The 25,389-nt window shown below is 61.8% G+C and carries 23 protein-coding genes; 15 read left to right on the forward strand and 8 right to left on the reverse strand.

The annotated features are described in order from the left end of the window. The first annotated feature begins 43 nt into the window (after positions 1-43). Together rpmB and rpmG are read left to right on the forward strand one after the other, a co-directional pair. A complete protein-coding gene (rpmB, locus tag HBR93_RS07075) occupies positions 44-277 on the forward strand; it encodes a 50S ribosomal protein L28 (protein ID WP_007920377.1) in 234 nt (77 codons plus the stop codon). Between the two features lie 11 nt (positions 278-288). Continuing rightward, positions 289-444, forward strand: coding sequence for a 50S ribosomal protein L33 (rpmG, locus tag HBR93_RS07080; protein ID WP_003176906.1), 156 nt, complete (start codon positions 289-291; stop codon positions 442-444). Between the two features lie 80 nt (positions 445-524). On the opposite strand, the gene HBR93_RS07085 is transcribed toward rpmG, so the two are convergent. Further along, entirely contained in the window at positions 525-887 is a 363-nt protein-coding gene (locus tag HBR93_RS07085; protein ID WP_115129280.1) for a cupin domain-containing protein, read from the reverse strand. A 227-nt stretch (positions 888-1,114) separates the two neighbouring features. Between HBR93_RS07085 and HBR93_RS07090 the strand changes: the two genes are divergently transcribed. Together HBR93_RS07090 and HBR93_RS07095 are read left to right on the forward strand one after the other, a co-directional pair. Next, positions 1,115-2,608: an aldehyde dehydrogenase gene (locus HBR93_RS07090; protein ID WP_169960061.1), complete on the forward strand. Its 1,494-nt coding sequence runs from the start codon at positions 1,115-1,117 to the stop codon at positions 2,606-2,608. A gap of 166 nt (positions 2,609-2,774) precedes the next feature. After that, positions 2,775-3,917, forward strand: a complete 1,143-nt coding sequence (locus tag HBR93_RS07095) for an MFS transporter (protein ID WP_169960062.1) — start codon at positions 2,775-2,777, stop codon at positions 3,915-3,917. A gap of 35 nt (positions 3,918-3,952) precedes the next feature. On the opposite strand, the gene HBR93_RS07100 is transcribed toward HBR93_RS07095, so the two are convergent. Both HBR93_RS07100 and HBR93_RS07105 read right to left on the reverse strand, forming a co-directional pair. Further along, entirely contained in the window at positions 3,953-5,518 is a 1,566-nt protein-coding gene (locus HBR93_RS07100; RefSeq protein WP_169960063.1) for a phospholipase D family protein, read from the reverse strand. Positions 5,519-5,580: 62 nt separating this feature from the next. Next, complete coding sequence (locus HBR93_RS07105; protein ID WP_169960064.1) at positions 5,581-7,014, reverse strand: PLP-dependent aminotransferase family protein; 1,434 nt, start codon at positions 7,012-7,014, stop codon at positions 5,581-5,583. 166 nt (positions 7,015-7,180) lie between these two features. Between HBR93_RS07105 and HBR93_RS07110 the strand changes: the two genes are divergently transcribed. Continuing rightward, complete coding sequence (locus HBR93_RS07110) at positions 7,181-7,414, forward strand: DUF1127 domain-containing protein (protein ID WP_169960065.1); 234 nt, start codon at positions 7,181-7,183, stop codon at positions 7,412-7,414. A 1-nt stretch (position 7,415) separates the two neighbouring features. Here HBR93_RS07110 and HBR93_RS07115 read toward each other — a convergent pair whose 3' ends face one another. Then, positions 7,416-8,708 carry an FAD-binding oxidoreductase gene (locus HBR93_RS07115; protein WP_169960066.1) on the reverse strand — a complete coding sequence of 431 codons (1,293 nt, stop codon included), beginning with the start codon at positions 8,706-8,708 and terminating at the stop codon, positions 7,416-7,418. Positions 8,709-8,822: 114 nt separating this feature from the next. Here HBR93_RS07115 and HBR93_RS07120 point away from each other — a divergent pair, with 114 nt between their 5' ends. Next, positions 8,823-9,176: a YkgJ family cysteine cluster protein gene (locus HBR93_RS07120; protein ID WP_029289779.1), complete on the forward strand. Its 354-nt coding sequence runs from the start codon at positions 8,823-8,825 to the stop codon at positions 9,174-9,176. A gap of 64 nt (positions 9,177-9,240) precedes the next feature. Here the strand turns inward: HBR93_RS07120 and HBR93_RS07125 are convergent, their stop codons facing one another. After that, the gene (locus HBR93_RS07125; RefSeq protein WP_003206849.1) at positions 9,241-9,729 is read right to left on the reverse strand and encodes an Lrp/AsnC ligand binding domain-containing protein; all 489 of its coding nucleotides are present in this window, start codon (positions 9,727-9,729) and stop codon (positions 9,241-9,243) included. 156 nt (positions 9,730-9,885) lie between these two features. On the opposite strand from HBR93_RS07125, the gene dadA reads away from it, so the two are divergent. The 6 genes from dadA to HBR93_RS07155 all read left to right on the forward strand — a co-directional run bounded on the left by dadA (position 9,886) and on the right by HBR93_RS07155 (position 15,978). Next, positions 9,886-11,187, forward strand: coding sequence for a D-amino acid dehydrogenase (dadA, locus tag HBR93_RS07130; RefSeq protein WP_029289774.1), 1,302 nt, complete (start codon positions 9,886-9,888; stop codon positions 11,185-11,187). Then, a complete protein-coding gene (locus tag HBR93_RS07135; protein ID WP_032856829.1) occupies positions 11,159-11,512 on the forward strand; it encodes a RidA family protein in 354 nt (117 codons plus the stop codon). The genes dadA and HBR93_RS07135 overlap by 29 nt, the downstream gene beginning before the upstream one ends. A gap of 77 nt (positions 11,513-11,589) precedes the next feature. Beyond that, the gene (gene alr / locus HBR93_RS07140; protein ID WP_057440500.1) at positions 11,590-12,663 is read left to right on the forward strand and encodes an alanine racemase; all 1,074 of its coding nucleotides are present in this window, start codon (positions 11,590-11,592) and stop codon (positions 12,661-12,663) included. 116 nt (positions 12,664-12,779) lie between these two features. Further along, a complete protein-coding gene (locus HBR93_RS07145) occupies positions 12,780-13,328 on the forward strand; it encodes a cupin domain-containing protein (protein ID WP_029289768.1) in 549 nt (182 codons plus the stop codon). Between the two features lie 181 nt (positions 13,329-13,509). After that, on the forward strand, positions 13,510-13,923 hold the full coding sequence (locus tag HBR93_RS07150) for a c-type cytochrome (RefSeq protein ID WP_032856832.1): 414 nt from the start codon (positions 13,510-13,512) through the stop codon (positions 13,921-13,923). A gap of 132 nt (positions 13,924-14,055) precedes the next feature. Continuing rightward, positions 14,056-15,978 (forward strand): acetyl-CoA hydrolase/transferase family protein, encoded by a 1,923-nt coding sequence (locus HBR93_RS07155; RefSeq protein WP_169960067.1) that lies wholly within the window; start codon positions 14,056-14,058, stop codon positions 15,976-15,978. Positions 15,979-16,108: 130 nt separating this feature from the next. On the opposite strand, the gene HBR93_RS07160 is transcribed toward HBR93_RS07155, so the two are convergent. Continuing rightward, complete coding sequence (locus HBR93_RS07160; RefSeq protein WP_029289761.1) at positions 16,109-16,681, reverse strand: xanthine phosphoribosyltransferase; 573 nt, start codon at positions 16,679-16,681, stop codon at positions 16,109-16,111. 57 nt (positions 16,682-16,738) lie between these two features. Further along, positions 16,739-18,748 (reverse strand): DNA helicase Rep, encoded by a 2,010-nt coding sequence (gene rep, locus HBR93_RS07165; RefSeq protein WP_057440498.1) that lies wholly within the window; start codon positions 18,746-18,748, stop codon positions 16,739-16,741. Between the two features lie 268 nt (positions 18,749-19,016). Between rep and HBR93_RS07170 the strand changes: the two genes are divergently transcribed. Continuing rightward, positions 19,017-20,690: a bifunctional diguanylate cyclase/phosphodiesterase gene (locus tag HBR93_RS07170; protein WP_057440497.1), complete on the forward strand. Its 1,674-nt coding sequence runs from the start codon at positions 19,017-19,019 to the stop codon at positions 20,688-20,690. Positions 20,691-20,755: 65 nt separating this feature from the next. Here the strand turns inward: HBR93_RS07170 and HBR93_RS07175 are convergent, their stop codons facing one another. Beyond that, positions 20,756-22,150 (reverse strand): NorM family multidrug efflux MATE transporter, encoded by a 1,395-nt coding sequence (locus HBR93_RS07175; protein ID WP_057440496.1) that lies wholly within the window; start codon positions 22,148-22,150, stop codon positions 20,756-20,758. Between the two features lie 152 nt (positions 22,151-22,302). Here HBR93_RS07175 and HBR93_RS07180 point away from each other — a divergent pair, with 152 nt between their 5' ends. After that, a complete protein-coding gene (locus HBR93_RS07180) occupies positions 22,303-23,223 on the forward strand; it encodes a LysR substrate-binding domain-containing protein (RefSeq protein ID WP_169960068.1) in 921 nt (306 codons plus the stop codon). Positions 23,224-23,412: 189 nt separating this feature from the next. Continuing rightward, on the forward strand, positions 23,413-25,389 hold the full coding sequence (locus tag HBR93_RS07185; RefSeq protein ID WP_115129273.1) for a methyl-accepting chemotaxis protein: 1,977 nt from the start codon (positions 23,413-23,415) through the stop codon (positions 25,387-25,389).

Genomic DNA, 25,389 nt, shown 5'->3' on the forward strand with positions numbered 1-25,389 from the left:
CAACCCATGCCGGGTTGGGCATGTGGTTTTAGAGGGCTGAGGCATGTCGAGAGTCTGTCAAGTTACCGGTAAGGGTCCGGTGACTGGGAATAACATTTCCCACGCAAACAACAAAACCCGTCGTCGTTTCCTGCCAAACCTGCAGCATCACCGCTTCTGGGTTGAAGAAGAGAAACGTTTTGTCCGTCTGCGCGTATCTGCCAAAGGCATGCGCATCATCGACAAGCGTGGCATCACTGTCGTGCTCGCTGAACTGCGCCGCGACGGCAAAATCTAAGGAGCTAAATCATGCGTGAATTGATTCGAATGATCTCTAGCGCCGGTACTGGTCACTTCTACACTACCGACAAGAACAAGCGTACTACCCCGGACAAGCTCGAAAAGAAAATGTTCGACCCGCGCGTTCGCAAGCACGTGATCTACAAAGAAGGCAAAATCAAGTAATTGGTTTTCTTTCTTGTGAAAAAAACCCGCATCTCACGATGCGGGTTTTTTTTGCCTTTTGAAAAGTCGCGGTCGACCGATCAGGCTTTTTCTTCGAACACCACGTAGATCTTGCGGCACGGCTCCAGCACTTCCCAGGTGCCATTGAAGCCGGCCGGGATCACGAAGCGGTCACCGGCGCGCAAGGTCTTGGCGTTGCCTTCGGCATCGCGTAGCACCGAAACCCCCTGCACGATCTCGCAGTACTCGTGTTCGGTGTAGTTCACCGTCCATTGCCCGACTTCACCTTCCCATACCCCGGCGTTCATCTGGCCGCACGGGCTGTTGTAGTGGTTGAAGAGCGTCTGCTCGGGGTCGCCCTTGAGGATTTTTTCTGTGGCGGGGCGGTAGCGTTCGGCGGCGGTGTTCGCCTGGCTGAAATCGACGACATCCTGAATGTTCATGCACGTATCCCGTCTAGGCCTGGGGTTGGAGAGCCAAAGTCTATGTTTATTAAAATGAACATCGCAAGGGCGTTTGCGGCCGTTATGTCAAATATATTGAAACATCCCTTGCGGCTGGTTTAGGGTGGCGGGTGCCTCGGACCGAATAGCTGGCTGGCCGGGCAAGCATTTGGAAGGGAACGGTTATAACGCCGGTCCCTTATATTTAATAAGAGGAGGACACTCGCATGACCACCCTGACCCGTGCCGACTGGGAACAACGCGCCAAGGATCTGAAGATCGAAGGCCGCGCCTATATCAATGGCGAGTACACCGCCGCAGTTTCCGGCGACACGTTCGAATGCCTCAGCCCAGTCGATGGCCGCCTGCTGACCAAGGTTGCCAGCTGTGACGTCGCCGACGCCCAGCGCGCCGTGGAAAACGCCCGCGCCACTTTCAACTCCGGCGCCTGGTCTCGCCTGGCCCCGGCCAAGCGCAAAGCCACCATGATCCGTTTCGCCGCGCTGCTCAAGGCCAACGCCGAAGAGCTGGCCCTGCTCGAAACCCTGGACATGGGCAAGCCCATCGGCGATTCCCTGGGCATCGACATCCCTGGCGCGGCGCAAGCCCTGAGCTGGAGTGGCGAGGCCATCGACAAGATTTACGACGAAGTCGCCGCCACCCCCCATGACCAACTGGGCCTGGTGACCCGCGAGCCCGTCGGCGTAGTGGCGGCCATCGTGCCGTGGAACTTCCCGCTGATGATGGCCTGCTGGAAGCTGGGGCCGGCGCTGTCCACCGGTAACTCGGTCGTGCTCAAGCCTTCGGAAAAATCGCCGCTGACCGCCATCCGCATCGCTGCCCTGGCCGTTGAAGCGGGTATCCCCAAGGGTGTGCTCAACGTGCTGCCGGGTTATGGCCACACTGTCGGCAAGGCCCTGGCGCTGCATATGGACGTCGATACCCTGGTGTTCACCGGTTCGACCAAGATCGCCAAGCAACTGATGATCTACTCCGGCGAATCGAACATGAAACGTGTCTGGCTGGAAGCTGGCGGCAAGAGCCCGAACATCGTGTTTGCCGATGCCCCGGACCTGCAAGCCGCTGCCGAATCCGCGGCTGGCGCCATTGCTTTCAACCAGGGCGAAGTCTGCACTGCCGGTTCGCGCCTGCTGGTGGAGCGTTCGATCAAGGACAAATTCCTGCCAATGGTGATCGAGGCCCTCAAGGGCTGGAAGCCGGGCAACCCGCTGGACCCGGCTACCAACGTCGGCGCGCTGGTGGATACCCAGCAGATGAACACCGTGCTGTCGTACATCGAAGCCGGGCACGCCGATGGCGCCAAGCTGGTGGCCGGTGGCAAGCGCACCCTGCAGGAAACTGGCGGTACCTACGTCGAACCGACGATTTTCGACGGCGTGACCAACGCCATGAAGATTGCCCAGGAAGAGATCTTTGGCCCCGTGCTATCGGTGCTGACGTTCGACAGCGCTGAAGAAGCCGTGGCGATTGCCAACGACACGCCTTATGGCCTGGCCGCTGCGGTCTGGACTTCGGATATCTCCAAGGCGCACCTGACCGCCAAGGCCCTGCGCGCCGGTAGCGTGTGGGTCAACCAGTACGATGGCGGCGACATGACTGCGCCATTTGGCGGGTTCAAGCAGTCGGGCAACGGTCGCGACAAGTCGCTGCACGCGTTCGACAAGTACACCGAGCTGAAGGCGACCTGGATCAAGCTGTAAACCCGGACTCCGGGCACCAGCTGCAGTAGATCCACATGTGGGAGCGGGCTTGCCCGCGATAGCGGTATATCAGTCACTCATGAGTTGGCTGGTACTCCCTCATCGCGAGCAAGCCCGCTCCCACAGTATTTTGCGTGATCTGGAAATAACTCACAGGAGCGTGGCAATGCGTTGGGCGACTTACTTCGCCGTCCTGGCCTCGGTACTCAGCGTCGGCCTCGCCTTGGGCGTGAGCATGCCGCTGGTGTCCCTGCGCCTGGAAAGCTGGGGCTATGGCAACTTTGCCATCGGCATCATGGCGGCGATGCCGGCGTTCGGTGTGTTGTTGGGCGCCAAGGTCTCCAGCCGCCTGGCCTCCTGGTTGGGCACGGCGAACCTGATGCGTCTGTGCCTGTGGGCCGGGGCGATTTCCATCGGTTTGCTGGCGGTACTGCCCAGCTATCCGGTGTGGCTGGTGCTGCGGTTGATGATCGGGGTGATCCTGACCATCGTGTTTATCCTCGGCGAAAGCTGGATCAATCAACTGGTGGTGGAGCAGTGGCGTGGCCGGCTGGTGGCGCTGTATGGCTGTACCTACGCCTTGAGCCAGCTGTCGGGGCCGTTGTTGCTCGGCGTACTGGGGACCGATCATGACTATGGCTTCTGGGTCGGCGTCGGCCTGCTGATCGTTGCGCCGTTCCTGCTGCTGGGGCGCAGCGGGGCGCCGACGGCGGAGGCCTTCAGCGTGACCTTTGGCGACTTGTGGGTTTTTTGCCGGGGCCTGCCGGCGATTGCCTGGGCGGTGGCGTTGTTTGCCGCGTTCGAGGCGATGATTCTGACGCTGCTGCCGGTGTATTGCCTGCAGCAGGGTTTTACCGCTGAGGTGGCGCTGGCGATGGTCAGCACCGTGGTGGTCGGCGATGCCTTGCTGCAATTGCCGATTGGCGCGCTGGCCGATTACCTGCCCAGGCGTACCCTGTTTTTGGGGTGCGCGGTGCTGTTGCTGTTATCGAGCCTGGCCATTGCGCCGCTGCTCGATACCTGGCTGATCTGGCCGATCTGGGTGCTGTTCGGTGCCAGCGCCGGGGGCTTGTTCACCTTGTCGTTGATCCTGATCGGCGAGCGCTACCGTGACGATGCGTTGGTGCGGGCCAATGCCCATATTGCGCAGTTGTGGGGGATTGGTTGCCTGATCGGCCCACTGGTGGCGGGCGCGGGCAGCCAGTGGATCAGCGGGCATGCGTTGCCATTGTTAATGGCGGCGGGGGCCTTGGGGCTGGTGATTCTGTTGTTGCGCCAAGGGGCGTTTGGCGCCGAGCAGCCGGCCTGACCTGGAAGTGCTCCCAGATTGGATTTTGGTGGTGCTTAGAGCATGCGCTCCAGGCCCACAGTGGTGGCAAACCAGGCATTGAAGCGGCGCCACCAACTGCCCGGCTCGCGGGTCAGGGTGTGCAACTGGCCGTTGTCTTCTGTCACCCATACCACCTGGCCATCCTGCAGCTTCGCCTCATAGCTCAAGGCCGGCGCCATCCCTTGCAGGGCCAGGTTGCGTACGTGCTCGGCCAGTTCGGGGCTGTCCACCAGCACGCCAACCTCGGTGTTCCACAGCACCGAACGCGGGTCGAAATTGAATGAGCCGATAAACGACTTCTGCCGATCAAAGATCATCGCCTTGCTGTGCAGGCTGGAGTCCGAGCCATGCAGTGCGCGGCTGCCCAGCAGGTGCGGGCCACTGCCGCCGCCGTCGCCCGGTTGGCGGCGCAGTTCGTACAGTTTCACCCCGTGCTCCAACAGCGCCTTGCGATAGGGCGCATAGCCGCCATGCACTGCCGGTACGTCGGTGGCCTCCAGGGCGTTGGTCAGCAGACGCACGTCGACACCGGCGTCCGCGCGGCCGGTCAGGTACACCAGGCCCGGCTGACCGGGGACGAAGTAGGCCGAAATCATCATCAGTTCGCTGTGCACGCCTTCCAGCTCCGGCCCCAGTTGGGTGGTGAGCAACAGTTGCGGGTCGGGATCGGCCTTGGCCAGCACCTTGCTCGGCGCATCCCACAGCGCCTGGTTCCATGCCCAGATCAGCTCCCGCCGCCAGATGTCCATGCGGGGCTGGGTCTGGTAGGTGCGCAGGCGGTTGTACAGGGCATGGTTTTGCTGGCGCGACTCGGCCAGGGAGTTCTCCAGAAGCCCCCGCGCCGTGGCCAGGTCGCGGGAGGACGGGGCGCTGGAGATGAAGTCGGCAATGGGTTTGCTCAGCGCACTGTTCCAGTACTGGTCAAAGCTGTGGCCCAGTTGCTCGGCCACAGGCCCGACGCTGAGCATGTCGATATCGGTGAAGTTCAGGTTGGGCTCGGCATCGAAATACTCATCCCCCAGGTTGCGCCCGCCGACAATCGCCACGCTGTTGTCCGCCAGCCACAGCTTGTTGTGCATGCGCCGGTGCTGCAGCGACAGGTTGAACAGCCGGCCCATGGCCCGTGTCACGCCGGTGCTGCGCCCCAGGTGCAAGGGGTTGAACAGGCGAATCTGGATCTGCGGGTGCGCGGCCAGGGTGGCGATGATCTGGTCCAGGCCGTCGCTGGTGGTGTCATCCAGGAGGATGCGCACCCGCACGCCACGGTCGGCCGCCGTGAGTAGCTCGGCCACCAGCATGCGCGTGCTGATGCCGTCATGGACGATGTAGTACTGCAAGTCGAGGCTGGTCTGGGCATTGCGGATCAATTCGGCGCGAGCCATGAACGCTTCGCTGCTGTTGGGCAGCAGGCGGAACCCGGAGCGGCCCTGGTAGGGCGCGGCCTGGGCCTGGATCGAGCGGCCAAAGGCGGACTGCGTCGCCGGCAGCGCCTCGCTGGCCACCCTGGGCACATCCAGGGTGGCGCAACCGCCCAGGCCCAGGAACCCCAGCAAAAAAAACGCTAACAGCCGTTGGCTCATCAAGGCGACAGGTTCCGAATCAGGGCGTTGGTGGGCATATGACGGTGATTGCTGGCAAAAGGTCAGTCCACCCGCTGTTCGGCTTCGGCGAGCATTTTGATCGCCGTTGCCCCGACCTTGCGCACCGCCTCTTCAATCTGGGGGGTTGGCTTGGCAGCGTAGTTCATCCGCAGGCAGTTACGGTATTTGCCCGAGGCCGAGAAGATGCTGCCCACGGCAATCTGTACGCCTTGCTCGACCAGGGCCCGGTTGAGCTTGAGGGTGTCGAAACCTTCTGGCAGTTCCACCCACAACATAAAGCTGCCCTGGGGCCGGCTGGCGCGGGTCCCGGCGGGGAAATAGCGGCTGACCCAATCGAGCATCAGGTCGCGATTGCGCTGGTATTGGCTGCGCATCCGCCGCAAATGCGGCTCGAAGTGCCCGTTCTTGAGGAACTCGGCAATGGCGATCTGCGGCTGGGTGGCGGTGGAGCCGGTGCTGATGTATTTCATGTGCAGCACCCGCTCCAGATAGCGGCCCGGCGCTACCCAACCGATCCGCAGGCCGGGGGCCAGGGTTTTGGAGAAGGAACTGCAGAGTAGGACGCGGCCATCTTCGTCGAAGGATTTGATGGTGCGTGGTCGCGGGTAGCTGTAGGCCAGCTCGCCATACACATCGTCCTCGATAATCGCCACGTCAAAGCGCTGGGCCAGGGTCAGCAGCGCCCGTTTGCGTGCCTCGGGCATGATGTAGCCCAGGGGGTTGTTGCAGTTGGGGGTCAGTTGGATGACTTTGATCGGCCATTGCTCCAGGGCCAGTTCCAGGGCTTCCAGGCTGATGCCGGTGAGCGGGTCGGTGGGGATTTCCAGGGCTTTCATGCCCAGGCCCTTGAGGGTCTGCATGGCGCCGTGGAAGCTTGGCGAGTCGACGGCGACGATATCGCCGGGCTCGCAAATGGCACGGATGCTGGAGGACAGTGCCTCATGGCAGCCGGTGGTGATCACGATGTCCTGGGCGTCGAGTTGGCAGCCGGAATCCAATGACAGACGGGCTATTTGTTCACGCAGCTCCATACAGCCGTAGATATTGTCGTAGTACAGGCCTGGCAGATCCTGGCGGCGGCTGACCCGGGCCAGGCTGCGCAGCAGGGGTTTGATGGTCGGTGACAGGACATCCGGCATGCCACGGCCCATCTGTATGACATCTTTGCGCGGCACCGCGCGGATCAGTTCCAGCACCTGGTCCCACTGGGAAATCTCCACCGGGCGCTGGGCCGGCCGACCCACGGCAGGCAGCGCGGGCAGTTCGCGACCGACGGGCACGAAGTAGCCGGATTTCGGCTTTGGCGTCGCCAGGCCGTTGTCTTCGAGCATTCGGTAAGCCTGTTGCACGGTGCTCAGGCTGACCCCGTGTTCCACACTCAAGGCACGCACGGAGGGTAAGCGATCGCCGGGGCGATAGAAGCCCTGTTCGATACGGGTGCCCAGCAGTTCGGCGAGGTTGACGTAGAGGGTCATGGCGGTCGCTCCCAGGGGACCAGTACAGATGTGAGGAAAATACAGGATTCAGCCCGTGGTTGGGAGTATCTGTATGGATTTAATAAAAGTTGGTTGAATCTGTAATGGTTTTGCCGTGCCGTCCATTCTAGTCACTCATGGCAACAGGCAAATGAGGGGCAGGACAATGAGTGGCTTGAGCGATGTGCGGCTGGCATTACACAGTCAGGAACTGGAAGCAGGGCAGGAGCGCGAGCTGACCGGGCTGGCGCCGGGTAATCCGAGCCGTTGGGAACTGTTCTGGCGCCGTCGCCACACGCGCCAGGCCTTGCTGGACCTGACCCCGGAGCAACTGCGCGATATCGGCTTGAGTACTGAACAAGCGCGCCGGGAAGGCTTGAAGCCGTTCTGGCGCGGTTGAGTCAGAGCAGTTCTTTCAGGCGGTGCCAGAGCATGCCCAGGGCCAGCAGCGGTGAGCGCAAGTGCTTGCCGCCAGGGAAGGTGATGTGTGGCACCTGGGCAAACAGATCGAAGCGCCCACTCTGCTGGCCGCTGATGGCTTCGGCCAACAGTTTGCCGGCCAGGTGGGTGGCGTTCAGGCCATGGCCGGCGTAGGCCTGGGCAAAGTACACATTGGGCTGGTCGGCCAGCCGGCCAATCTGCGGCAGGCGGTTGGCGCCGATGCCGATCATGCCGCCCCATTGATAGTCGATCTTCGCTTCGGCCAATTGCGGGAAGACCTTGAGCATCTTCGGCCGCATATAGGCGCCAATGTCCTGGGGATCGCGTCCGGAATAGTGGCAAGCACCGCCAAACAGCAGGCGCCGGTCGGCCGACAAGCGGAAGTAGTCCACCGTGACCCGCTGATCACACACCGCCATGTTTTGCGGCAGTAACTCGGCGGCCTGGGTTGGGCTCAAGGGTTCGGTGGCAATGATGTAGCTGCCGGCGGGCAGCACCTTGCCGCTCAGGTGAGGGTTGAGGCCATTGAGGTAGGCATTGCAGCCCAGCACCAGGGTCTTGGCGCGCACACTGCCGTGGGCGGTGTGGACTTTGACTTCAGGGCCGTAGTCGATGCGCAGGGCTTCGGACTGCTCGAACAGCCTCACGCCCAGTTGCTGCGCGGCGCCCGCTTCGCCAAGGGCCAGGTTCAGCGGGTGCAGGTGGCCGGAGCCCATGTCGATCATGCCGCCCACGTAACGGTCGGAGCCGATCACGCTGCGCATCTCCCCGGCTTGCAGCAGGCGCAGTTCGTGGCGATAGCCCAAGTCGTGCAGCTCTTCGGCGTCGGCGGTCAGGCCCTGCAAGTCGCGGGGCTTGTTGGCCAGGTCGCAGTAGCCCCAGGTCAGGTCGCAATCAATCTGGAAGCGCTCGACCCGCTGGCGCACGATTTCCACGGCTTCCAGGCCCATCAGCTTCATCTGCCGCACGCCTTCGCTGCCGACCACATTGGCAAACTGATCGAGGCCATGGCCGACGCCGCGAATCAACTGCCCACCGTTGCGCCCGCTGGCGCCCCAGGCGATCTTGCGTGCCTCCAGCAGCACCACGCTAAAGCCCCGCTCAGCCAGCTCCAGCGCGGTGTTCAGCCCGGAAAACCCGCCGCCGACCACGCACACATCGGCGACCACTTCGCCCGCCAGTGCCGGGTAATCGGGTTGCGCCAGGCTGCTGGCGGCGTAGTAGGAAGCGGTGTGCCGGGCGCTGGCGGTCATGGGGAGCATCCGTGTTTGGAAAATTTGACGCAGGATACAGCGGTCGGGTGAAGCTGTCTCACTCGGGGCTTTTAGGGCAAAATCCACGCCTATTCGCCGTTCGGTATGGGTTCGATGAGTTGCAACAGCCAGAAAGTCAACGCGCTGCGCCGGCAGATCCCCTCGTTCGAGTGTGTGCCGGGTTGCCATGATTGCTGTGGGCCGGTGACTACATCCACCGAGGAAATGTCGCGCCTGCCGCGCAAGACTGCGGCCGAGCAGGAAGCGGCCATGGATGAGCTGAACTGTGTGCACCTGGGGCCCAACGGTTGCACGGTGTACGACGAGCGCCCGTTGATCTGTAGGTTGTTTGGTACCACGCCCAGCCTGCCATGCCCCAACAATCGAGGCCCGGTGGAGCTGATTCACCCGCGGGTGGAGAAGCAGATTCACGAGTACATGGCGACGACGCGGCAGGTGCTGGTCTGACAGATGTACCCGGTCAAAAGGTGGGAGCTGGCTTGCCTGCGATGACGGTGTAGCGCCCACAGGGTCAATCCGGGATCGGCAGGTTCAGGCTCTCCTTCACCTCTTCCATCACGATATAGCTCTTGGACTCGCGCACATGGGGCAGCTTGAGCAGGATATCGCCCAGCAGTTTGCGGTACGACGCCATCTCGGAAATCCGCGCCTTCACCAGATAGTCGAAATCCCCTGAGACCAGGTGGCACTCCAGCACATGGGGCAGTTTCAGCACGGCACGTCGGAATTCTTCGAAGGTATCGCCGGATTTGTAGTCGAGGCTGATCTCGACAAACACCAGCAGGCTACCCTTCAAGTGCTGCGGATTGAGGCGGGCGTTGTAGCCCATGATGATCCCCTCGCGCTCCAGGCGCCGGACCCGTTCGGTGCACGGCGTGGTCGACAGTCCTACCTTCTCCCCTAGCTCGGTAAACGAAATCCGCCCGTCGGCCTGCAGGATGCGCAGGATGTTGCGGTCGATCTTGTCCAGCTCCCGCTTGGTCTGGGTATTGGTCCGCATAGGGGATGCTCCTCCGTGAAAAGGGTTTTTGCCGAGAATTGTCGCCAAATATAGGCACTTATATAGTGAAATGCACTGGTCATTGCTTTTTATACTGCTCACATCTTTGTGCCGAACAACAAACGTCAGCGGTCAAGCCGTGATGAGGATATAAAAATGCGGGTTTTGGTCTTGGGTAGCGGTGTCATTGGTGTGGCCAGTGCCTACTATTTGGCGCGTGCCGGTTTTGAGGTGGTCGTGGTCGACCGCCAGCCGGCCGTTGCAATGGAGACCAGCTTCGCCAACGCCGGCCAGGTCTCGCCCGGCTATGCATCGCCGTGGGCCGCGCCAGGTGTGCCGCTCAAGGCCATCAAGTGGCTGCTGCAGCGGCATGCGCCGCTGGCGATCAAGGCCACCGCCGATATCGACCAATACCTGTGGATGGCGCAGATGCTGCGCAACTGCACGGCCAACCGTTATGCCGTGAACAAAGAACGCATGGTGCGCCTGTCCGAGTACAGCCGCGACTGCCTCGATGAGCTGCGCGCCGAAACCGGCATTGCCTACGAAGGGCGCAGCCTGGGGACTACGCAATTGTTCCGCACCCAGGCGCAACTGGATGGCGCGGCCAAGGATATCGCCGTGCTGAAAGAGTCCGGCGTGCCGTTCGAGCTGCTTGACCGCGCCGGCATTGCCCGCGTCGAGCCGGCCCTGGCCAGTGTCACGGATATCCTCGCCGGTGCCTTGCGCCTGCCCAATGACCAGACCGGCGACTGCCAGATGTTCACCACCCGCCTGGCCGACATGTGCAAGCAGTTGGGGGTGGAATTCCGTTTTGAGCAGGACATTCAACGCCTGGACCACGCCGGTGATCGCATCAACGGCGTGTGGATCGACGGCAAGCTGGAAACCGCCGACCGCTACGTGCTGGCCCTGGGCAGTTACTCGCCGCAGTTGCTCAAGCCGCTGGGGATCAAGGCGCCGGTGTATCCGCTCAAGGGTTACTCCCTGACCGTGCCGATCACCAACCCGGCGATGGCCCCGACTTCGACTATTCTCGACGAAACCTACAAGGTTGCGATCACCCGTTTCGACAACCGCATCCGCGTCGGTGGCATGGCTGAAATAGCCGGTTTTGACCTGTCGCTGAACCCGCGTCGGCGCGAAACCCTGGAGATGATCGTCAACGACCTTTATCCTCAGGGCGGTGATTTGAGCGAAGCGACGTTCTGGACCGGCCTGCGCCCGACCACCCCGGACGGTACGCCGATCGTCGGCGCCACGCCTTTCAAAAACCTGTTCTTGAACACTGGCCACGGCACCCTCGGCTGGACCATGGCCTGTGGCTCTGGTCGCCTGCTGGCGGACCTGATGGCGAAGAAAACCCCGCAGATCAGTGCCGCTGGCCTTGATATTTCCCGTTACGGCAACCCTCAGGAGTCCACAAAACATGTCAATCCAGCGCCAGCTCACCAATGAGCGCATGAGCCAGATCGTTGTCCACAGCGGTACCGTGTATCTGGCAGGGCAAGTCGGCGACGACATGAGTGCCGGAATTGAACAGCAGACCCGTGAAACCCTGGCCAATATCGAGCGTTTGCTGGATCTGGCCGGTACCGATAAAACCAAGTTGCTGTCGGTGACGATCTACCTCAAAGACATCGACGCCGACTTTGCCGGCATGAACGCGGTTTGGGACAAGTGGCTGCCAAAAGGCGTGGCCCCGGCCCGTGCCACGGTCGAGTCGAAACTGTGTGAGCCAGAAATCCTGGTCGAGCTGTCTGTCGTGGCCGCTCTGCCTTAAACGATCACTCTTGCGGTGCCGGCGCTATTGGCCGGTACCGGTTTTTTCTTCCCACCGCCGCCTAGAAGCCTGCCGCCATGCGTCCTGCCCGTGCCCTGATCGACCTACAAGCCCTGCGCCACAACTACCAATTGGCCCGCGAACTGACCGGGGCCAAGGCCCTTGCCGTGATCAAGGCCGACGCCTATGGCCATGGTGCCGTGCGCGTGGCCCAGGCCCTGGAAGACCAGGCCGACGGTTTTGCCGTGGCCTGTATCGAGGAGGCGCTGGAGCTGCGCGCCGCCGCAATTCGTGGGCCGGTGTTGTTGCTCGAAGGGTTCTTCGAGGCCGACGAACTGCCGCTGATCATTGAGCATGACTTGTGGTGCGTGGTGCATTCGCTGTGGCAACTGGAGGCGATTGAACAGGCGCGCCTGAGCAAGCCGCTGACGGTGTGGTTGAAGCTGGATTCGGGCATGCACCGGGTTGGTTTGCATCCCAAGGATTATCACGACGCCTACCAGCGCCTGCTGGCCAGTGGCAAAGTGGCCAAGATCGTGTTGATGAGCCACTTCGCTCGCGCCGATGAACTGGACTGCACAAGCAGCGATGAGCAGGTCGCGGTATTCGATGCGGCGCGCCAGGGCCTGGCGGCCCAGGTCAGCCTGCGCAACTCGCCGTCGGTAATGGGTTGGCCGGGCGTCTCCAGTGATTGGGTGCGGCCCGGCATCATGCTCTACGGCGCAACGCCCTTTGGCGAAGACCAGGCGGTTGCCGCGCGTTTGCAGCCGGTGATGACCCTGGAATCGAAAGTCATCTGCGTGCGCGAACTGCCGGCGGGCGAGCCCGTGGGTTATGGCGCACGGTTCGTGACGCCCAAGCCGATGCGTATCGGCGTGGTTGCCATGGGCTATGCCGACGGTTATCCGCGCCACGCGCCGACCGGTACGCCGGTGCTGGTCGCCGGCCAGCGCAGCCAGTTGCTGGGGCGGGTGTCGATGGACATGCTGTGTGTCGACCTGACCGATGTGCCCGAGGCCGGCCTGGGCTCTACCGTCGAGTTGTGGGGCAAAAACATCCTCGCCAGCGATGTGGCGACCGCTGCTGACACCATTCCCTACCAGATTTTTTGCAACCTGCGCCGAGTGCCACGGCTCTATTCCGGCGCCTAGCTGCCGGACGCCGAAGACGTCCAGCGGGATTCAGACCAAAGTGTTGTAAATACTGAACGCTGTCGCCATGATAACGCTCAATTACAACAAAGCCTGAATCCTAGGAGGCTCGTGCATTGGACGTCGGCGAACGACTGCAATCCATCCGTAAACTGAAAGGTCTTTCCCAGCGTGAACTCGCCAAACGTGCGGGCGTCACCAACAGCACCATTTCGATGATCGAGAAAAACAGTGTCAGCCCTTCCATCAGCTCCTTGCGCAAGGTGCTGGGCGGCATCCCCATGTCGATGGTCGAGTTTTTTTCCGAGGAGATCCTCCAGGAAAAACCGACTCAGATCGTCTATAAAGCCAATGAGCTGATCGACATTTCCGATGGTGCGGTGACCATGAAGCTGGTGGGCCGTGCGCATCCCAGCCGGGCGATTGCGTTTCTCAACGAAATCTACCCGCCGGGCGCCGATACGGGCGAGGAAATGCTGACCCATGATGGCGAGGAAACCGGGATTCTGTTGGAAGGTCGTCTGGAATTGGTCGTGGGCGTCGAAACTTTTGTGCTCGAAGCCGGCGATAGCTACTACTTTGAAAGCACCAAGCCGCACCGTTTTCGCAATCCGTTCGATGTGCCGGCGCGACTAATCAGCGCAGCCACACCCGCGAACTTTTAACCGAAGAGGCGCCCTGCCTACCTTGCAGAGGTGCCCGTAGTTGTATTTCGCCATGCTGAATCCCCCCTTGGATAATAGGGTTGTTTCAGTGAGGCGGCCTAACCGTTATACTTTCGCCGCCTGCGAAACCGTGGCCGCAGGCGTGAATAGCCACCATGAGGGTGAACGCGTGAACCTAATTATGAAAATGCTGGCTGTACCAGCAACCGTACTGGCCCTTTGGGCTGCCAGCGCTCAAGCTGCGACCAATGATGATATTGCCAAGCGTCTTGAACCCGTCGGGAAGGTCTGTATTCAGGGCGAAGAATGCAAGGGGATGGAAGTCGCTGTGACAGCTGGCGGCGGCGGCGCGAAAACGCCGGACGAGATCATCGCTAAACACTGTAATGCTTGCCACAGCACTGGCCTGTTGGGCGCACCGAAAATCGGTGACACCGCCGCCTGGAAAGAGCGCGCCGACCACCAGGGCGGCCTTGATGGCATCCTGGCCAAGGCCATCACTGGTATCAACGCCATGCCGCCTAAAGGTACCTGCGCCGATTGCTCGGATGCTGACCTCAAGGGTGCGATCGAGAAGATGTCTGGTTTGAAATAAACCGATCTTCGCCAAAAAGCCGCTGACCAGCGGCTTTTTTGTGGGCGCAATTTGGCGGCCAAGGCTGTTCATTGCAGCAAAGACCCGGCAAGCTCGGTCCAACCCCTAATCATGGAATGTCAGGAGGGTCGGATGGTGCAGTTGTGTTCAATCGAGCAAGCGGTCGATGACGTACTGGAGCGCTTGCCTGCGCATATCCACATGGGTATGCCGCTGGGCCTGGGCAAGGCGAATCTGTTTGCCAATGCCTTGTACCGGCGCATCGCCAAGCTGCCTGAGCGGGCGCTGACGATTTACACCGCACTGAGCCTGGGTCGCCCGCCGTTGGGCGATGGCTTGCAGAAGCGTTTTCTGGAGCCGTTTATCGAGCGGGTGTTCGGCGATTATCCTGAGCTGGACTTCCTCGCCGCCCTGCGCAAGGACAGCCTGCCGGCCAATATCCACGTGCAGCAGTTTTTTATGCAGCCCGGCAGCCTGCTGCATAGCACCTCGGCCCAGCAGGATTACGTCAGCAGCAACTACAGCCATGCCGCCCGCGATATCAACGCCGCCGGCCTGAACCTGATCGCGCAGTTGGTGGCCAGCAGCAGTGAGCACCCGGATCGCCTGAGCCTGAGCTGCAACCCCGATATCACCCTCGACCTGTTACCGATGATCGCCAAGCGCCGCGCGGCAGGCGAGACCATCCTGGTGGTGGGCCAGGTGCATGATGATTTGCCCTACATGCCCGGTGATGCCGAGCTGGGCATGGATCAGTTCGACTTCCTGATCGACGAAAAAGATCGCACCACGCTGTTTTCCACGCCGAACATGCCAGTGGGTTTGCAGGACCACTTCATTGGTTTGCACGCCAGTACCCTGGTACGCGATGGCGGCACCCTGCAGATCGGTATCGGTTCGATGGGCGACGCCCTGACTGCCGCATTGCTGGCGCGTCAGGCCGATAACGAAGGCTACCGGCAGTTGCTCACCGACCTGGATGTGTACCAATGGGCGCCGCTGATCAGCCGCGAGGGCGGGGTCGAGCCGTTTGCCCGGGGCCTCTATGGCTGCAGCGAAATGTTCGTCAATGGCCTGCTGGTGCTGGCCGACGCCGGTATTGTGCGGCGCAAGGTGTACCCCGATGTGGCGACGCAGCAGCAGGCCAATGCGGGTCTGCTGGACGACGCGGCACAACCGGATGGCGTGTCGATCCACGGTGGCTTCTTCCTCGGCCCCCGCAGTTTTTACCAGCGCTTGCAGGAAATGACCCACGCCAAGCGCCTGGAATTCAACATGACCCGCATCAGCTATATCAACGAGCTGTACGGGCAGGAAGAACTCAAGCGTTTACAGCGCCTGGATGCGCGGTTTATCAACAGCGCCATCATGGTCACGTTGCTGGGCGCTGGCGTTGCCGACCAACTGGAAGACGGTCGCGTGCTCAGTGGCGTGGGTGGGCAATACAACTTTGTGGCTCAGGGCCATGCGCTGGAGGGCGCGCGCTCGATCCTGATCCTGCGCAGCTGGCGTGAAGCGGGCGGTGATGTCAGCTCCAATATCGTCTGGGAATATGGCCATTGCACGATTCCCCGGCACTTGCGCGATATTGTCATCACCGAATACGGCATCGCCGACCTGCGTGGCCAGACCGACGCCAAGGTGATCGAGGCGCTGCTCAATATCACCGACTCACGCTTCCAGGCGGACTTGATCGAGCAGGCGCAAAAAGCCGGCAAGTTGCCCAAGGACTTTCAGCTCGACCCGCGCTTTGCCGACAACACGCCAGAGCGTTTGCAGGCGGTGCAAGCACGGCATTCAAGGCTGTTCCCGGAGTACCCGCTGGGCAGTGACTTCACCGATGAAGAACGGGATTTGTTGCGCGCGTTGAACTGGCTCAAGAGCAAATTCAAGCTGACGGAGATTCTGGAGTTGGGCAAAGCGGCGCTGGATGCGCCTGAGCCTGAGGCGTTTCCCGAGCACTTGGTGCGGATGCGCCTGGATAAGCCGGAGGGGTTTAAAGAGGAATTGTATCAGCGCCTATTGCTTGCTGGCCTTAAGGCCACTGCACACTAACGGCCACCACAAACCAAATGTGGGAGCGGGCGTGCTCGCGATAGCAATGGATCAGCCACTCGTGAGTTGACTGACAGACCGCTATCGCGAGCAAGCCCGCTCCCACATTTTTAAGCGTGCCCGCTCAGGTTTAATCGATGAAGGTCACGACGCCACCGGCCAGGGACTTGACCCGCGCCAGCGACTCAACCCGGTAACCCTGGGCATCCAGCTCAGCACGCCCGCCCTGGAACGACTTCTCGATCACAATCCCCAGGCCCGCCACGGTGGCGCCGGCCTGTTTGATGATCGAAATCAGCGCCTGGGACGCCTTGCCGTTGGCCAGGAAGTCGTCGATCACCAGCACGCGGTCGCTGCTGGTCAGGTGGCGTGGAGAGATTGCCACGGTGCTTTCGACTTTCTTGGTGAAGGAATACACCGTCGCCGACAGCAGGTTTTCCGTCAGGGTCAGGGACTGCTGCTTGCGGGCGAAGATCACCGGCACGCCCAGGTTCAGGCCGGTCATGATCGCTGGCGCGATGCCTGAGGCTTCGATGGTGACGATCTTGGTGATCCCCGAATCCTTGAACAGCGCGGCGAATTCGTCGCCGATCAGTTTCATCAGCGCCGGGTCGATCTGATGGTTCAGAAAGGCGTCGACCTTGAGTACCTGGTCGGAAAGCACGATGCCTTCTTCGCGAATTTTCTTGTGCAGTGCTTCCACAAAAGCTTCCTCTGGTGGCGCAAGGGGCGCCGAAAGTAGATTAAAAAGTAGTCGATTCTAGCGCTTTAGCATCGCGCGTATATCCGCCAGGGCGGTGTTGCCGCGTACCGCCTTGACTTCAGTTGGGGTGTCGTCGTTGCCTTCCCAGGCCAGGTCGTCCGGTGGCAGCTCATCGAGGAACCGGCTTGGGGCGCAGTCGATGATTTCGCCGTATTGCTTGCGCTTGGCCGCAAAGGTGAAGGCCAGGGTCTGACGTGCGCGGGTAATGCCCACGTAGGCCAGGCGCCGTTCTTCCTCGATGGTGTCGGCTTCGATACTGGAGCGGTGTGGGAGGATTTCCTCTTCCATGCCCATGATGAACACGTAGGGGAATTCCAGTCCCTTGGACGCATGCAAGGTCATCATTTGCACACCTTCGGCGCCGTCTTCCTCTTCCTGCTGGCGCTCGAGCATGTCGCGCAGCACCAGCTTGCCGATGGCGTCTTCGACGGTCATTTCGCCGTCTTCGTCTTTTTCCAGGGTGTTCTTCAGCGCCTCGATCAGAAACCAGACGTTGCCCATGCGGTAGTCCGCGGCCTTGTCGCTGGAGCTGTTGGTGCGCAGCCAGTTTTCATAGTCGATATCCATGACCATGCTGCGCAGGGCGCTGATCGGGTCTTCGCCGGCGCATTGCTCGCGCACCCTGTCCATAAAGCGCTTGAAGCGCGACAGGCGATCGGTGAAGCGCGTGTCCAGGTGTTCGCCCAGGCCGATTTCGTCGGTGGCGGCGTACATCGAGATCTTGCGTTCGGTGGCGTAGTTGCCGAGCTTTTCCAGGGTGGTGGAGCCGATTTCCCGGCGCGGCACGTTGATCACGCGCAGGAAGGCGTTGTCGTCATCCGGGTTCACGATCAGCCGGAAGTAGGCCATCAGATCCTTTACTTCCTGGCGTCCGAAAAAGCTGTTGCCGCCGGACAGACGATACGGCACCTGATGGTGCTGCAACTTCAGCTCGATCAGCTTGGCCTGGTAGTTGCCGCGATAGAGGATCGCAAAGTCGCTGTAGGGCCGGTCGGTGCGCAGGTGCAGGCTGAGGATTTCCACGGCCACGCGCTCGGCTTCGGCATCTTCGTTGCGGCAGCGGATCACGCGGATCTCATCGCCGTGGCCCATCTCGCTCCACAGCTGTTTTTCGAATTCGTGGGGGTTGTTCGAGATCAGCACGTTGGCGCAACGCAGGATGCGGCTGGTGGAGCGGTAGTTCTGCTCCAGCATCACCACTTTCAGGGACGGGTAGTCGTCCTTGAGCAGCATCAGGTTTTCCGGGCGCGCACCGCGCCAGGCGTAGATCGACTGGTCATCGTCGCCGACCACGGTGAACTGGTTGCGCGTGCCGATCAGCAGCTTCACCAGCAGGTATTGGCTGGCGTTGGTGTCCTGGTATTCGTCCACCAGCAGGTAGCGCACCTTGTTCTGCCACTTTTCGAGGATATCGGCGTGTTCCTGGAACAGCTTCACCGGCAGCAGGATCAGGTCGTCGAAGTCCACCGCGTTGAACGCCTTGAGCGTGCGCTGGTAGTGGGTGTAGACGATGGCGGCGGTCTGCTCCTTGGGGTTGCGCGCGTTTTCCAGGGCTTCGGGCGGCAGGATCAGGTCGTTTTTCCACGAGCCGATCATGTTCTTGATCTCGTCGACCCCGTCGTCGCCCGCGTATTCCTTCTGCATGATGTCGGTCATCAGGGCCTTGACGTCGGTCTCGTCGAAGATCGAGAAGCCCGGCTTGTAGCCCAGCCGCACATGCTCCTTGCGGATGATGTTCAGCCCCAGGTTGTGGAAGGTACACACAGTGAGGCCACGGCCTTCGCCACCCTTGAGCAGGGTGCCGACGCGCTCTTTCATTTCCCGCGCCGCCTTGTTGGTAAAGGTCATGGCGACGATGTACTGGGCACGGATGCCGCAGTTCTGGATCAGGTGCGCGATCTTGCGGGTGATCACGCTGGTCTTGCCGGAGCCAGCACCGGCGAGCACCAATAGAGGGCCGCCGACGTAGTTCACGGCTTCTTGCTGCCGGGGATTGAGTCGGGACATACAGGGTTTTGGGAGTCTTTGAGCGAAAAGGGCGGGCATTTTAACAGGCTGGCAAGATTCTGCCGCCTCTGAACGACAGTGTGACGTACCACTCGATCTAAATTTGCCGGTTTTGTTACTTTGCCGCAGGATGTGCGGGGTTTTTGGGTCTATTGTTCGATCTAGACCTGCACTGCGCGCATTTGATAACCAATATCATTTGTCATTATCAGGCTGCACGTCATAATGCCCGCCGCCAACGAATTTTTGCAAAGTCTAGGGAGCTAGCTTGTCTACGCCTGTCGAACCCTTGCGTTTGCTGCTACTGGCCGATGAGCCAGCGTGGGCAGCGTTGTTGCGCGAGTGCCTGGCGCCGATGGGCGATGGGGCTGTGCTGATCAGTGCGCCAAGCTGGGAGTCGGTGAGCAGCTTGTTCGACGACGGCCGCACGGCTGTCTTGCTCACCACCCCCGGTCTGCAACCCGGCCCTGGCCGTTGTAACCTGCCCACCGTAATGCTGCTGGAGCAGGAACCGCTGGTTGCACCGTTGGGCGCCAGCGATTGGTTGATCCGTGGCGCGTTTGATGTGGATACCCTGCGCCGCTGCCTGCGCCATGTACGCGAGCGCGGCTTGCTGGAAAACACCCTGCAACGCCTGGCCGCACAAGACCCCTTGACCGGCATCGCCAACCGCCAGGGTTTCCAGACCCTGCTGGCCGCGCGCCTGGCGGAAAACGACGGGCGTGGCCTGGCCCTCGGCCACCTGGACCTGGACAACTTCCGCCACGCCAACGATGCCCTCGGCCATCAGGCGGGCGACCGGCTGATCCTGCAAGTGGTCTCGCGGCTCAAGAGCCAACTGGAGGTCGGCGACCAACTGGCGCGCCTGGGCAGTGATGAATTTGCCTTGTTGATCGACACCCGCCGTGCGCCGCAACGCGCCGAGTGGATGGCCGAGCGCATCACCGAGGCCATGGCCGAACCTTACTGGGTCGATGGCGAGAGCCTGCTGATCGGTTGCAGCCTCGGTGTGGCCCATGCCCGCGCCAAGGCCGGCGCCGACCCGTTGATGTGGCACGCGCATATCGCCATGCAACAGGCCAAGAGCACCCAGGGCTGCACCTTTCATATCTTCAATGAACGCATCAACCGCAATGCCCGCAGTCTCGCCGATCTGGAAAGCGAACTGCGCCGGGCGCTGCGCCGTGACGAACTGGAACTGCATTACCAGCCGCGGCTGGACCTGGACGATGGGCATATCGTCGGCCTCGAAGCCCTGGTGCGCTGGCGCCACGGTGAACGTGGCTTGCTGCCGCCGAGCGAGTTCGTGCCGCTTGCCGAGCAGAGCGGCCTGATCGTGCCGTTGGGCTACTGGGTAATTTCCCGGGCCCTGCGCGATATGCAGGACTTGCGCGAGCGCGGCCTGCCGCCGTTGCACATGGCGGTCAACCTGTCGTTCCGTCAGTTCCAGGACAGCCAGTTGCTCTCGACCCTGAGCCGTTTGATTGCCGAGCGTGGGGTGGAGGCGCAATGGCTGGAATTCGAGCTTACTGAAACCGCCGTGATGCGCCGCAGCGACCTGGTCAAGCAGACCATGGATGCCTTGGGCCGCCTGGGTGTGCGCTTCTCCCTGGATGACTTTGGCACCGGGTTCTCGTCCTTCGTGCACCTCAACAGCCTGCCGATTGCCTTGCTCAAGATCGACAAGAGCTTTGTCGGCGGTATGGAAGAGCGCGAAGAAAACCGCAAGCTGGTGCACGCCATGATCAACCTGGCCCACAACCTCAACCTGGAAGTGGTGGCCGAAGGCGTGGAAACCCCGGAGCAGCTGGCGTTGTTGCGCTTGTTCGGCTGCGACCAAGCCCAGGGTTACCTGATCAGCAAGCCGTTGCCGCTGGCGGAATTGGTGGAATACCTGACGTTTGGCAGCAGCCAGCAGGCGTTGTTGGGCGATGTGATCTAGCGCTGTAAACCAATCAAAAAGGTGGGAGCTGGCAAGCCAGCTCCCACACTGACCGAGTACATCCTTCAGTTCGGCTGTGGGACCGCATCGACTTGCGGCTCCTGGGCAATCATCCGCTTCATCTTCGCCTCAAACGCCCAGGTCAGGGTAATCGCCGCACAGGCAAGCCCCAGCGCCAGCCCCCACCACACGCCAGTCGGGCCCCAGTCCAGGGTAAACGCCATCAACCAGGCCGCCGGTGCGCCAATCAACCAGTAACAACCCAGGCCGACGAGGAACGTGGTTTTGGCATCCTTGAGCCCTCGGATGCAACCCATGGCGATGGTCTGCACGCCGTCGAACAGCTCGAACCACGCCGCCACGGCCAACAGGCTGACCGCCAGGCTGATCACTTGGGCGAAGGCCGGGTCGTCATGGTCGAGGAACAGGCCGATCAGCGGGTCTGAAAACAGCCAGAACACCATGGCAAACCCCAGCATCACGCTCGCGCCGAAGGCGATACCCACGCGTCCGGCCAGCCGTGCGTCGAGCAGTTGCCCGCCGCCATAGTGCAAGCCGATGCGCATGGTGACGGCATAGGACATGCCCGCCGGCACCATGAACGCCACCGAGACGATTTGCAGGGCAATCTGGTGGGCCGCCAACTGCGTACTGCCCATGGTGCCCATGCACAGCGCCGCAAAGGCGAACAAGCCGACTTCCACCGCATAGGTGCCGCCAATCGGCAGGCCCAGGCGCCACAGCTCGCGTAAGTAATGCAGGTTGGGCCGCAGCAGGCCCTTGCCCAGGGGGTAGGCCGCGTAGGCGCGGTTGTATTTGATGTACCACAACAGTGCCAGGGCCATGCAGTTGGCGACAATCGCCGTGACCAGGCCAATGCCCATCAGGCCCAGCTTGGGCAGGCCGAACATGCCTTCGATCAACGCATGGTTGAGCAGGTAGTTGAGCACCGTGCCGCACAGGCTGATCACCATCACCGGCGTGGCTTTGCCGATGGCGCTGGTGAAGCCGCGCAGGGCCATGAACGTCAGGTAGCCGGGCAGGGCGAACGGCAGGATCATCAGGAATTGCCCGGCCGACTGCACGTTGGTTTCGGTCTGGCCGAACATCAGCAGCACCGGCTTGAGGTTCCACAGCAGCAGGCCGGCCACCAGGGCCATCAGCCAGGCCAGCCACAGGCCGGCCTGGGTCAGGCGGGTGGCGCCCTCGATGTCGCCGGCGCCCTGGCGAATGGCGACCAGGGTGCCCACGGCGGCAATCACGCCGATGCAAAAGATCGACACAAACGAATAGCTTGCCGCGCCCAGCCCGCCGCCGGCCAGGGCTTCGGGGCTGAGGCGGGCCATCATCAGGGTGTCGGTCAGCACCATCAACATGTGCGCCAACTGCGAGGCAATCAACGGCCCTGACAGCCGCAGAATGGCCCAGAGTTCGGTACGCGCCGGATGCTGCATGATCATCACGCTCAATAATTGCACAAGGGGTAGAAGGGTTGATTCTCGGCGCTCTCAGCGCTTTGCACAAAGGGATAAATGCGATCATTCGCATGATTAAAACTCATGCCAAGATGAATCTGGTAGGGTTTCGGAATCGTGCCGTCGGAGTTTTCCTCATGTCTCGTCGCCTGCCTCCGCTGTATGCCTTGCGTGCATTTGAAGCCGCCTCACGGCATAACTCCTTCACCCGTGCGGCCGAAGAACTGTCCATCACCCAAAGTGCAGTCAGCCGGCATATCCGTACCCTGGAGGTGCATTTCGCCTGCCGCCTGTTCCAGCGCAGCGGGCGCACCTTGCAGTTGACCGAGTCGGCGCGCCTGCTGCTGCCTGGGGTGCGCGAGGGTTTCGCCGCCCTGGAGCGCGCCTGCCATACCTTGAATGCCGAAGATGACATCCTGCGCATGAAGGCCCCGTCGACCCTGACCATGCGCTGGTTGCTGGCGCGCCTGAGCCGGTTCCGGCACTTGCAGCCGGGCAACGAGGTGCAGTTGACCAGCGCCTGGATGAGCATCGACGAAGTGGATTTCAATCAGGAACCGTTCGACTGCGCGGTCTTGCTGAGTGACGGGCACTTTCCGGCGGACTGGGAAGCCAGCTACCTGTTTCCCGAACTGTTGATCCCGGTGGGCGCGCCGAACCTGCTCAATGACGGCCCCTGGGATGTGGAGCGCCTGGCCAGCGCTGAACTGCTGCACCCCACGCCGGATCGGCGTGACTGGCGCCGCTGGTTGCAGCGTACGGGGCTGGCGTCCCGCGTCGCCATCAAGGGCGGGCAGGTGTTCGATACGCTGGAGCTGGGGATGATTGCCGCTGCCCGGGGCTATGGCGTGTCCATGGGCGATCTGTTGATGGTCGCCGAGGATGTGGCCCAGGGGCGCTTGAGTTTGCCATGGCCTACTGCGGTGGCCAGCGGCGAAAGCTATTACCTGGTCTGGCCCAAGACCCGCCCCGGCGGTGAGCGCCTGCGCAGGCTGTCGGACTTCCTGCAAAGTGAAGTCCGGGCCATGGCCTTGCCGGCGGTGGAACAGCTCGAGTGAAACGATGCAGCTCCCTACACACGGTGCCTTTGAGTGATGCCCCTGTAATTTGCTCAAGTATTGATTGGGGCCGCCGAAGTAGGTGTGTCGGAGTCGCCATTAGTTGCGGCTCAGCGTGCCCCCAATCCAAGAAATTTGCCGATTAGCGCTATGAGATCAGGACGATCCGGGCCTCGGCCAGGAGCTGTCATGTCTCAACCCCGCGCCCGCATCGCTTCGCAGCTGGGCATTGCCTTGGCGGTCATATTGGCTGTCGTGATCAGCGGCAGCACGGTATTTGCCCTGCGCTCCCTGGACTCGGCCAACCTGCTGACCCGTGAAGAACACCTGGCCAGCGAAGCGCGTTTGCTCGCCGACCAACTCAATACCTTCCACAGCACCCTGCGTGAGAGCACCCAGCGTTTGAGCGGGTTGTTTGAAAAGCGCTTCGGCGCCGGGTTGAGCGTACGTCCCGAGCAGATGGTGAGTGTGGCCGGGGTGCAGACCCCGAGCCTTTACCTGGGCACTGAAGTACTGAACAACAACTTCGACGAGGTCGATGAGTTCAAGCAGATGTCCGGCGGCGTGGCCACGGTGTTCGTGCGCAGCGGCGAAGACTTTGTCCGTATCAGCACCTCCCTGACCAAACAGGACGGCAACCGCGCCATCGGCACCGTGCTGGATCGCCAGGGGCCGGCCTACCAGCGCCTGCTCGCCGGGCAGAGCTACATCGGTCGCGCGGTGCTGTTCGAGCGTTCCTACATGACCCAGTACAGCCCGGTACGTGATGCCAGCGGCCAGGTGATTGCGGTGTTGTTCATCGGTTTCGACTACACCGATGCGCAGAACGCCCAATTCGCCAACCTCAAGCGGTTCCGCATTGGCCAGACCGGCTCGCTGGCGCTGCTGGACGAGCAAAAACACTGGCTGGTGCCGCCTGCCGGCGTTCAGGCATTGGAGCAGGCCGTTCCGGTGATCCTGGAGCTGGCGCAAAAGCCTGGCCAGGGGCGTTTCTGGAGTGACAAGGGCGAAGACTTCTACAGCGTTGCGGTGCCATTTGACGGCGGCCCGTGGTCGGTGGTGGCGAGCATGCCCAAGGCCGAGATCCGCGCGGTGACCTGGGCCGTGGGTATCCGCCTGGTGATCGGCAGCGTGCTGGCGATGCTGTTGGCGGTAGGCGCGGCGGTCTGGTTGCTACGCAGCAAATTGCAGCCCCTGGGCGACCTGGTGCGCCAGGCCGAAGCCCTGGGGGCCGGCGATTTGAGTGCGCGGCTGAATGTGTCCAGCCACGATGAAATCGGACAACTGGCACGCAGCTTCAACCAGATGGGCGAGGCCTTGTCGACCATGGTCTCCCATATCCGCAAGGCGGCCGAAGAGGTCAACAGCCGCGCCCAGGCGCTGTCAGGTTTGTCGGGAGGCGCTTATGAGGGCATGGAGCAGCAATCCGGCGAGATCACCAGCATGGCCGGCGCGGTGGAAGAGTTCAGCGCCACTTCGCTGAACATTGCCGACAACATGGGCAATACCGAACGCATGGCCCAGGAAAATGCCCAGCAGACCCGCATTGGCCGCAACTCGATGCAGGAGGCGTCGTCGTCCCTGGAGCATATCGCCACGGCACTGAACAGCACGGCCAAGGTGATCAATACCCTGGGCCAACGTTCCCAGGAAATCGGCGGCATTGTTGGCGTGATTACCTCGATCGCCGAACAGACCAACCTGCTGGCACTCAACGCCGCCATCGAGGCGGCGCGGGCCGGGGAGCAGGGGCGTGGATTTGCCGTGGTCGCCGATGAGGTGCGCAACCTGGCCTCGCGTACCCGCCAGGCCACCGATGAGATTTCCGGGATGATCCAGAGCATCCAGCAGGAAACCGGCAATGCCATCAGCACCATGGAGCAGGGCAATGTGCTGATGCAGGAAGGCTTGTCGCGCAACGCCGACGTGGCCTCGGCCCTGGCGCGCATCGACGAGCAAAGCCGCTCGGCGGGGCAGCAGTTTGCCGCGATTACCACAGCGACCCAGGAGCAAAGCAGCACCGCGACTTTGCTCAGCAGCAACCTGCAGAGCATTGCCCTGGCCAACAGTGAGCAGCGGGAAGTGGTCTCGAACCTGGCGATTACCGCCAGGGAGTTGGAGACGTTGGCGGCAGGGCTGCGGCAAGAGGTGGATCGGTTTCGGTAA

The organism is Pseudomonas sp. WS 5411, assembly GCF_012985595.1.
Classification (GTDB): domain Bacteria; phylum Pseudomonadota; class Gammaproteobacteria; order Pseudomonadales; family Pseudomonadaceae; genus Aquipseudomonas; species Aquipseudomonas shahriarae.

Excerpts from the sequence above, each read along its gene's own strand:
- rpmB (WP_007920377.1), top strand. The coding sequence starts at position 44 with ATGTCGAGAGTCTGTCAAGTTACCGGTAAGGGTCCGGTGACTGGGAAT.
- rpmG (WP_003176906.1), top strand. The coding sequence starts at position 289 with ATGCGTGAATTGATTCGAATGATCTCTAGCGCCGGTACTGGTCACTTC.
- HBR93_RS07085 (WP_115129280.1), bottom strand. The coding sequence starts at position 887 with ATGAACATTCAGGATGTCGTCGATTTCAGCCAGGCGAACACCGCCGCC.
- HBR93_RS07090 (WP_169960061.1), top strand. The coding sequence starts at position 1,115 with ATGACCACCCTGACCCGTGCCGACTGGGAACAACGCGCCAAGGATCTG.
- HBR93_RS07095 (WP_169960062.1), top strand. The coding sequence starts at position 2,775 with ATGCGTTGGGCGACTTACTTCGCCGTCCTGGCCTCGGTACTCAGCGTC.
- HBR93_RS07100 (WP_169960063.1), bottom strand. The coding sequence starts at position 5,518 with ATGAGCCAACGGCTGTTAGCGTTTTTTTTGCTGGGGTTCCTGGGCCTG.
- HBR93_RS07105 (WP_169960064.1), bottom strand. The coding sequence starts at position 7,014 with ATGACCCTCTACGTCAACCTCGCCGAACTGCTGGGCACCCGTATCGAA.
- HBR93_RS07110 (WP_169960065.1), top strand. The coding sequence starts at position 7,181 with ATGAGTGGCTTGAGCGATGTGCGGCTGGCATTACACAGTCAGGAACTG.
- HBR93_RS07115 (WP_169960066.1), bottom strand. The coding sequence starts at position 8,708 with ATGACCGCCAGCGCCCGGCACACCGCTTCCTACTACGCCGCCAGCAGC.
- HBR93_RS07120 (WP_029289779.1), top strand. The coding sequence starts at position 8,823 with ATGAGTTGCAACAGCCAGAAAGTCAACGCGCTGCGCCGGCAGATCCCC.
- HBR93_RS07125 (WP_003206849.1), bottom strand. The coding sequence starts at position 9,729 with ATGCGGACCAATACCCAGACCAAGCGGGAGCTGGACAAGATCGACCGC.
- dadA (WP_029289774.1), top strand. The coding sequence starts at position 9,886 with ATGCGGGTTTTGGTCTTGGGTAGCGGTGTCATTGGTGTGGCCAGTGCC.
- HBR93_RS07135 (WP_032856829.1), top strand. The coding sequence starts at position 11,159 with ATGTCAATCCAGCGCCAGCTCACCAATGAGCGCATGAGCCAGATCGTT.
- alr (WP_057440500.1), top strand. The coding sequence starts at position 11,590 with ATGCGTCCTGCCCGTGCCCTGATCGACCTACAAGCCCTGCGCCACAAC.
- HBR93_RS07150 (WP_032856832.1), top strand. The coding sequence starts at position 13,510 with ATGAAAATGCTGGCTGTACCAGCAACCGTACTGGCCCTTTGGGCTGCC.
- HBR93_RS07155 (WP_169960067.1), top strand. The coding sequence starts at position 14,056 with ATGGTGCAGTTGTGTTCAATCGAGCAAGCGGTCGATGACGTACTGGAG.
- rep (WP_057440498.1), bottom strand. The coding sequence starts at position 18,748 with ATGTCCCGACTCAATCCCCGGCAGCAAGAAGCCGTGAACTACGTCGGC.
- HBR93_RS07175 (WP_057440496.1), bottom strand. The coding sequence starts at position 22,150 with ATGATCATGCAGCATCCGGCGCGTACCGAACTCTGGGCCATTCTGCGG.
- HBR93_RS07180 (WP_169960068.1), top strand. The coding sequence starts at position 22,303 with ATGTCTCGTCGCCTGCCTCCGCTGTATGCCTTGCGTGCATTTGAAGCC.
- HBR93_RS07185 (WP_115129273.1), top strand. The coding sequence starts at position 23,413 with ATGTCTCAACCCCGCGCCCGCATCGCTTCGCAGCTGGGCATTGCCTTG.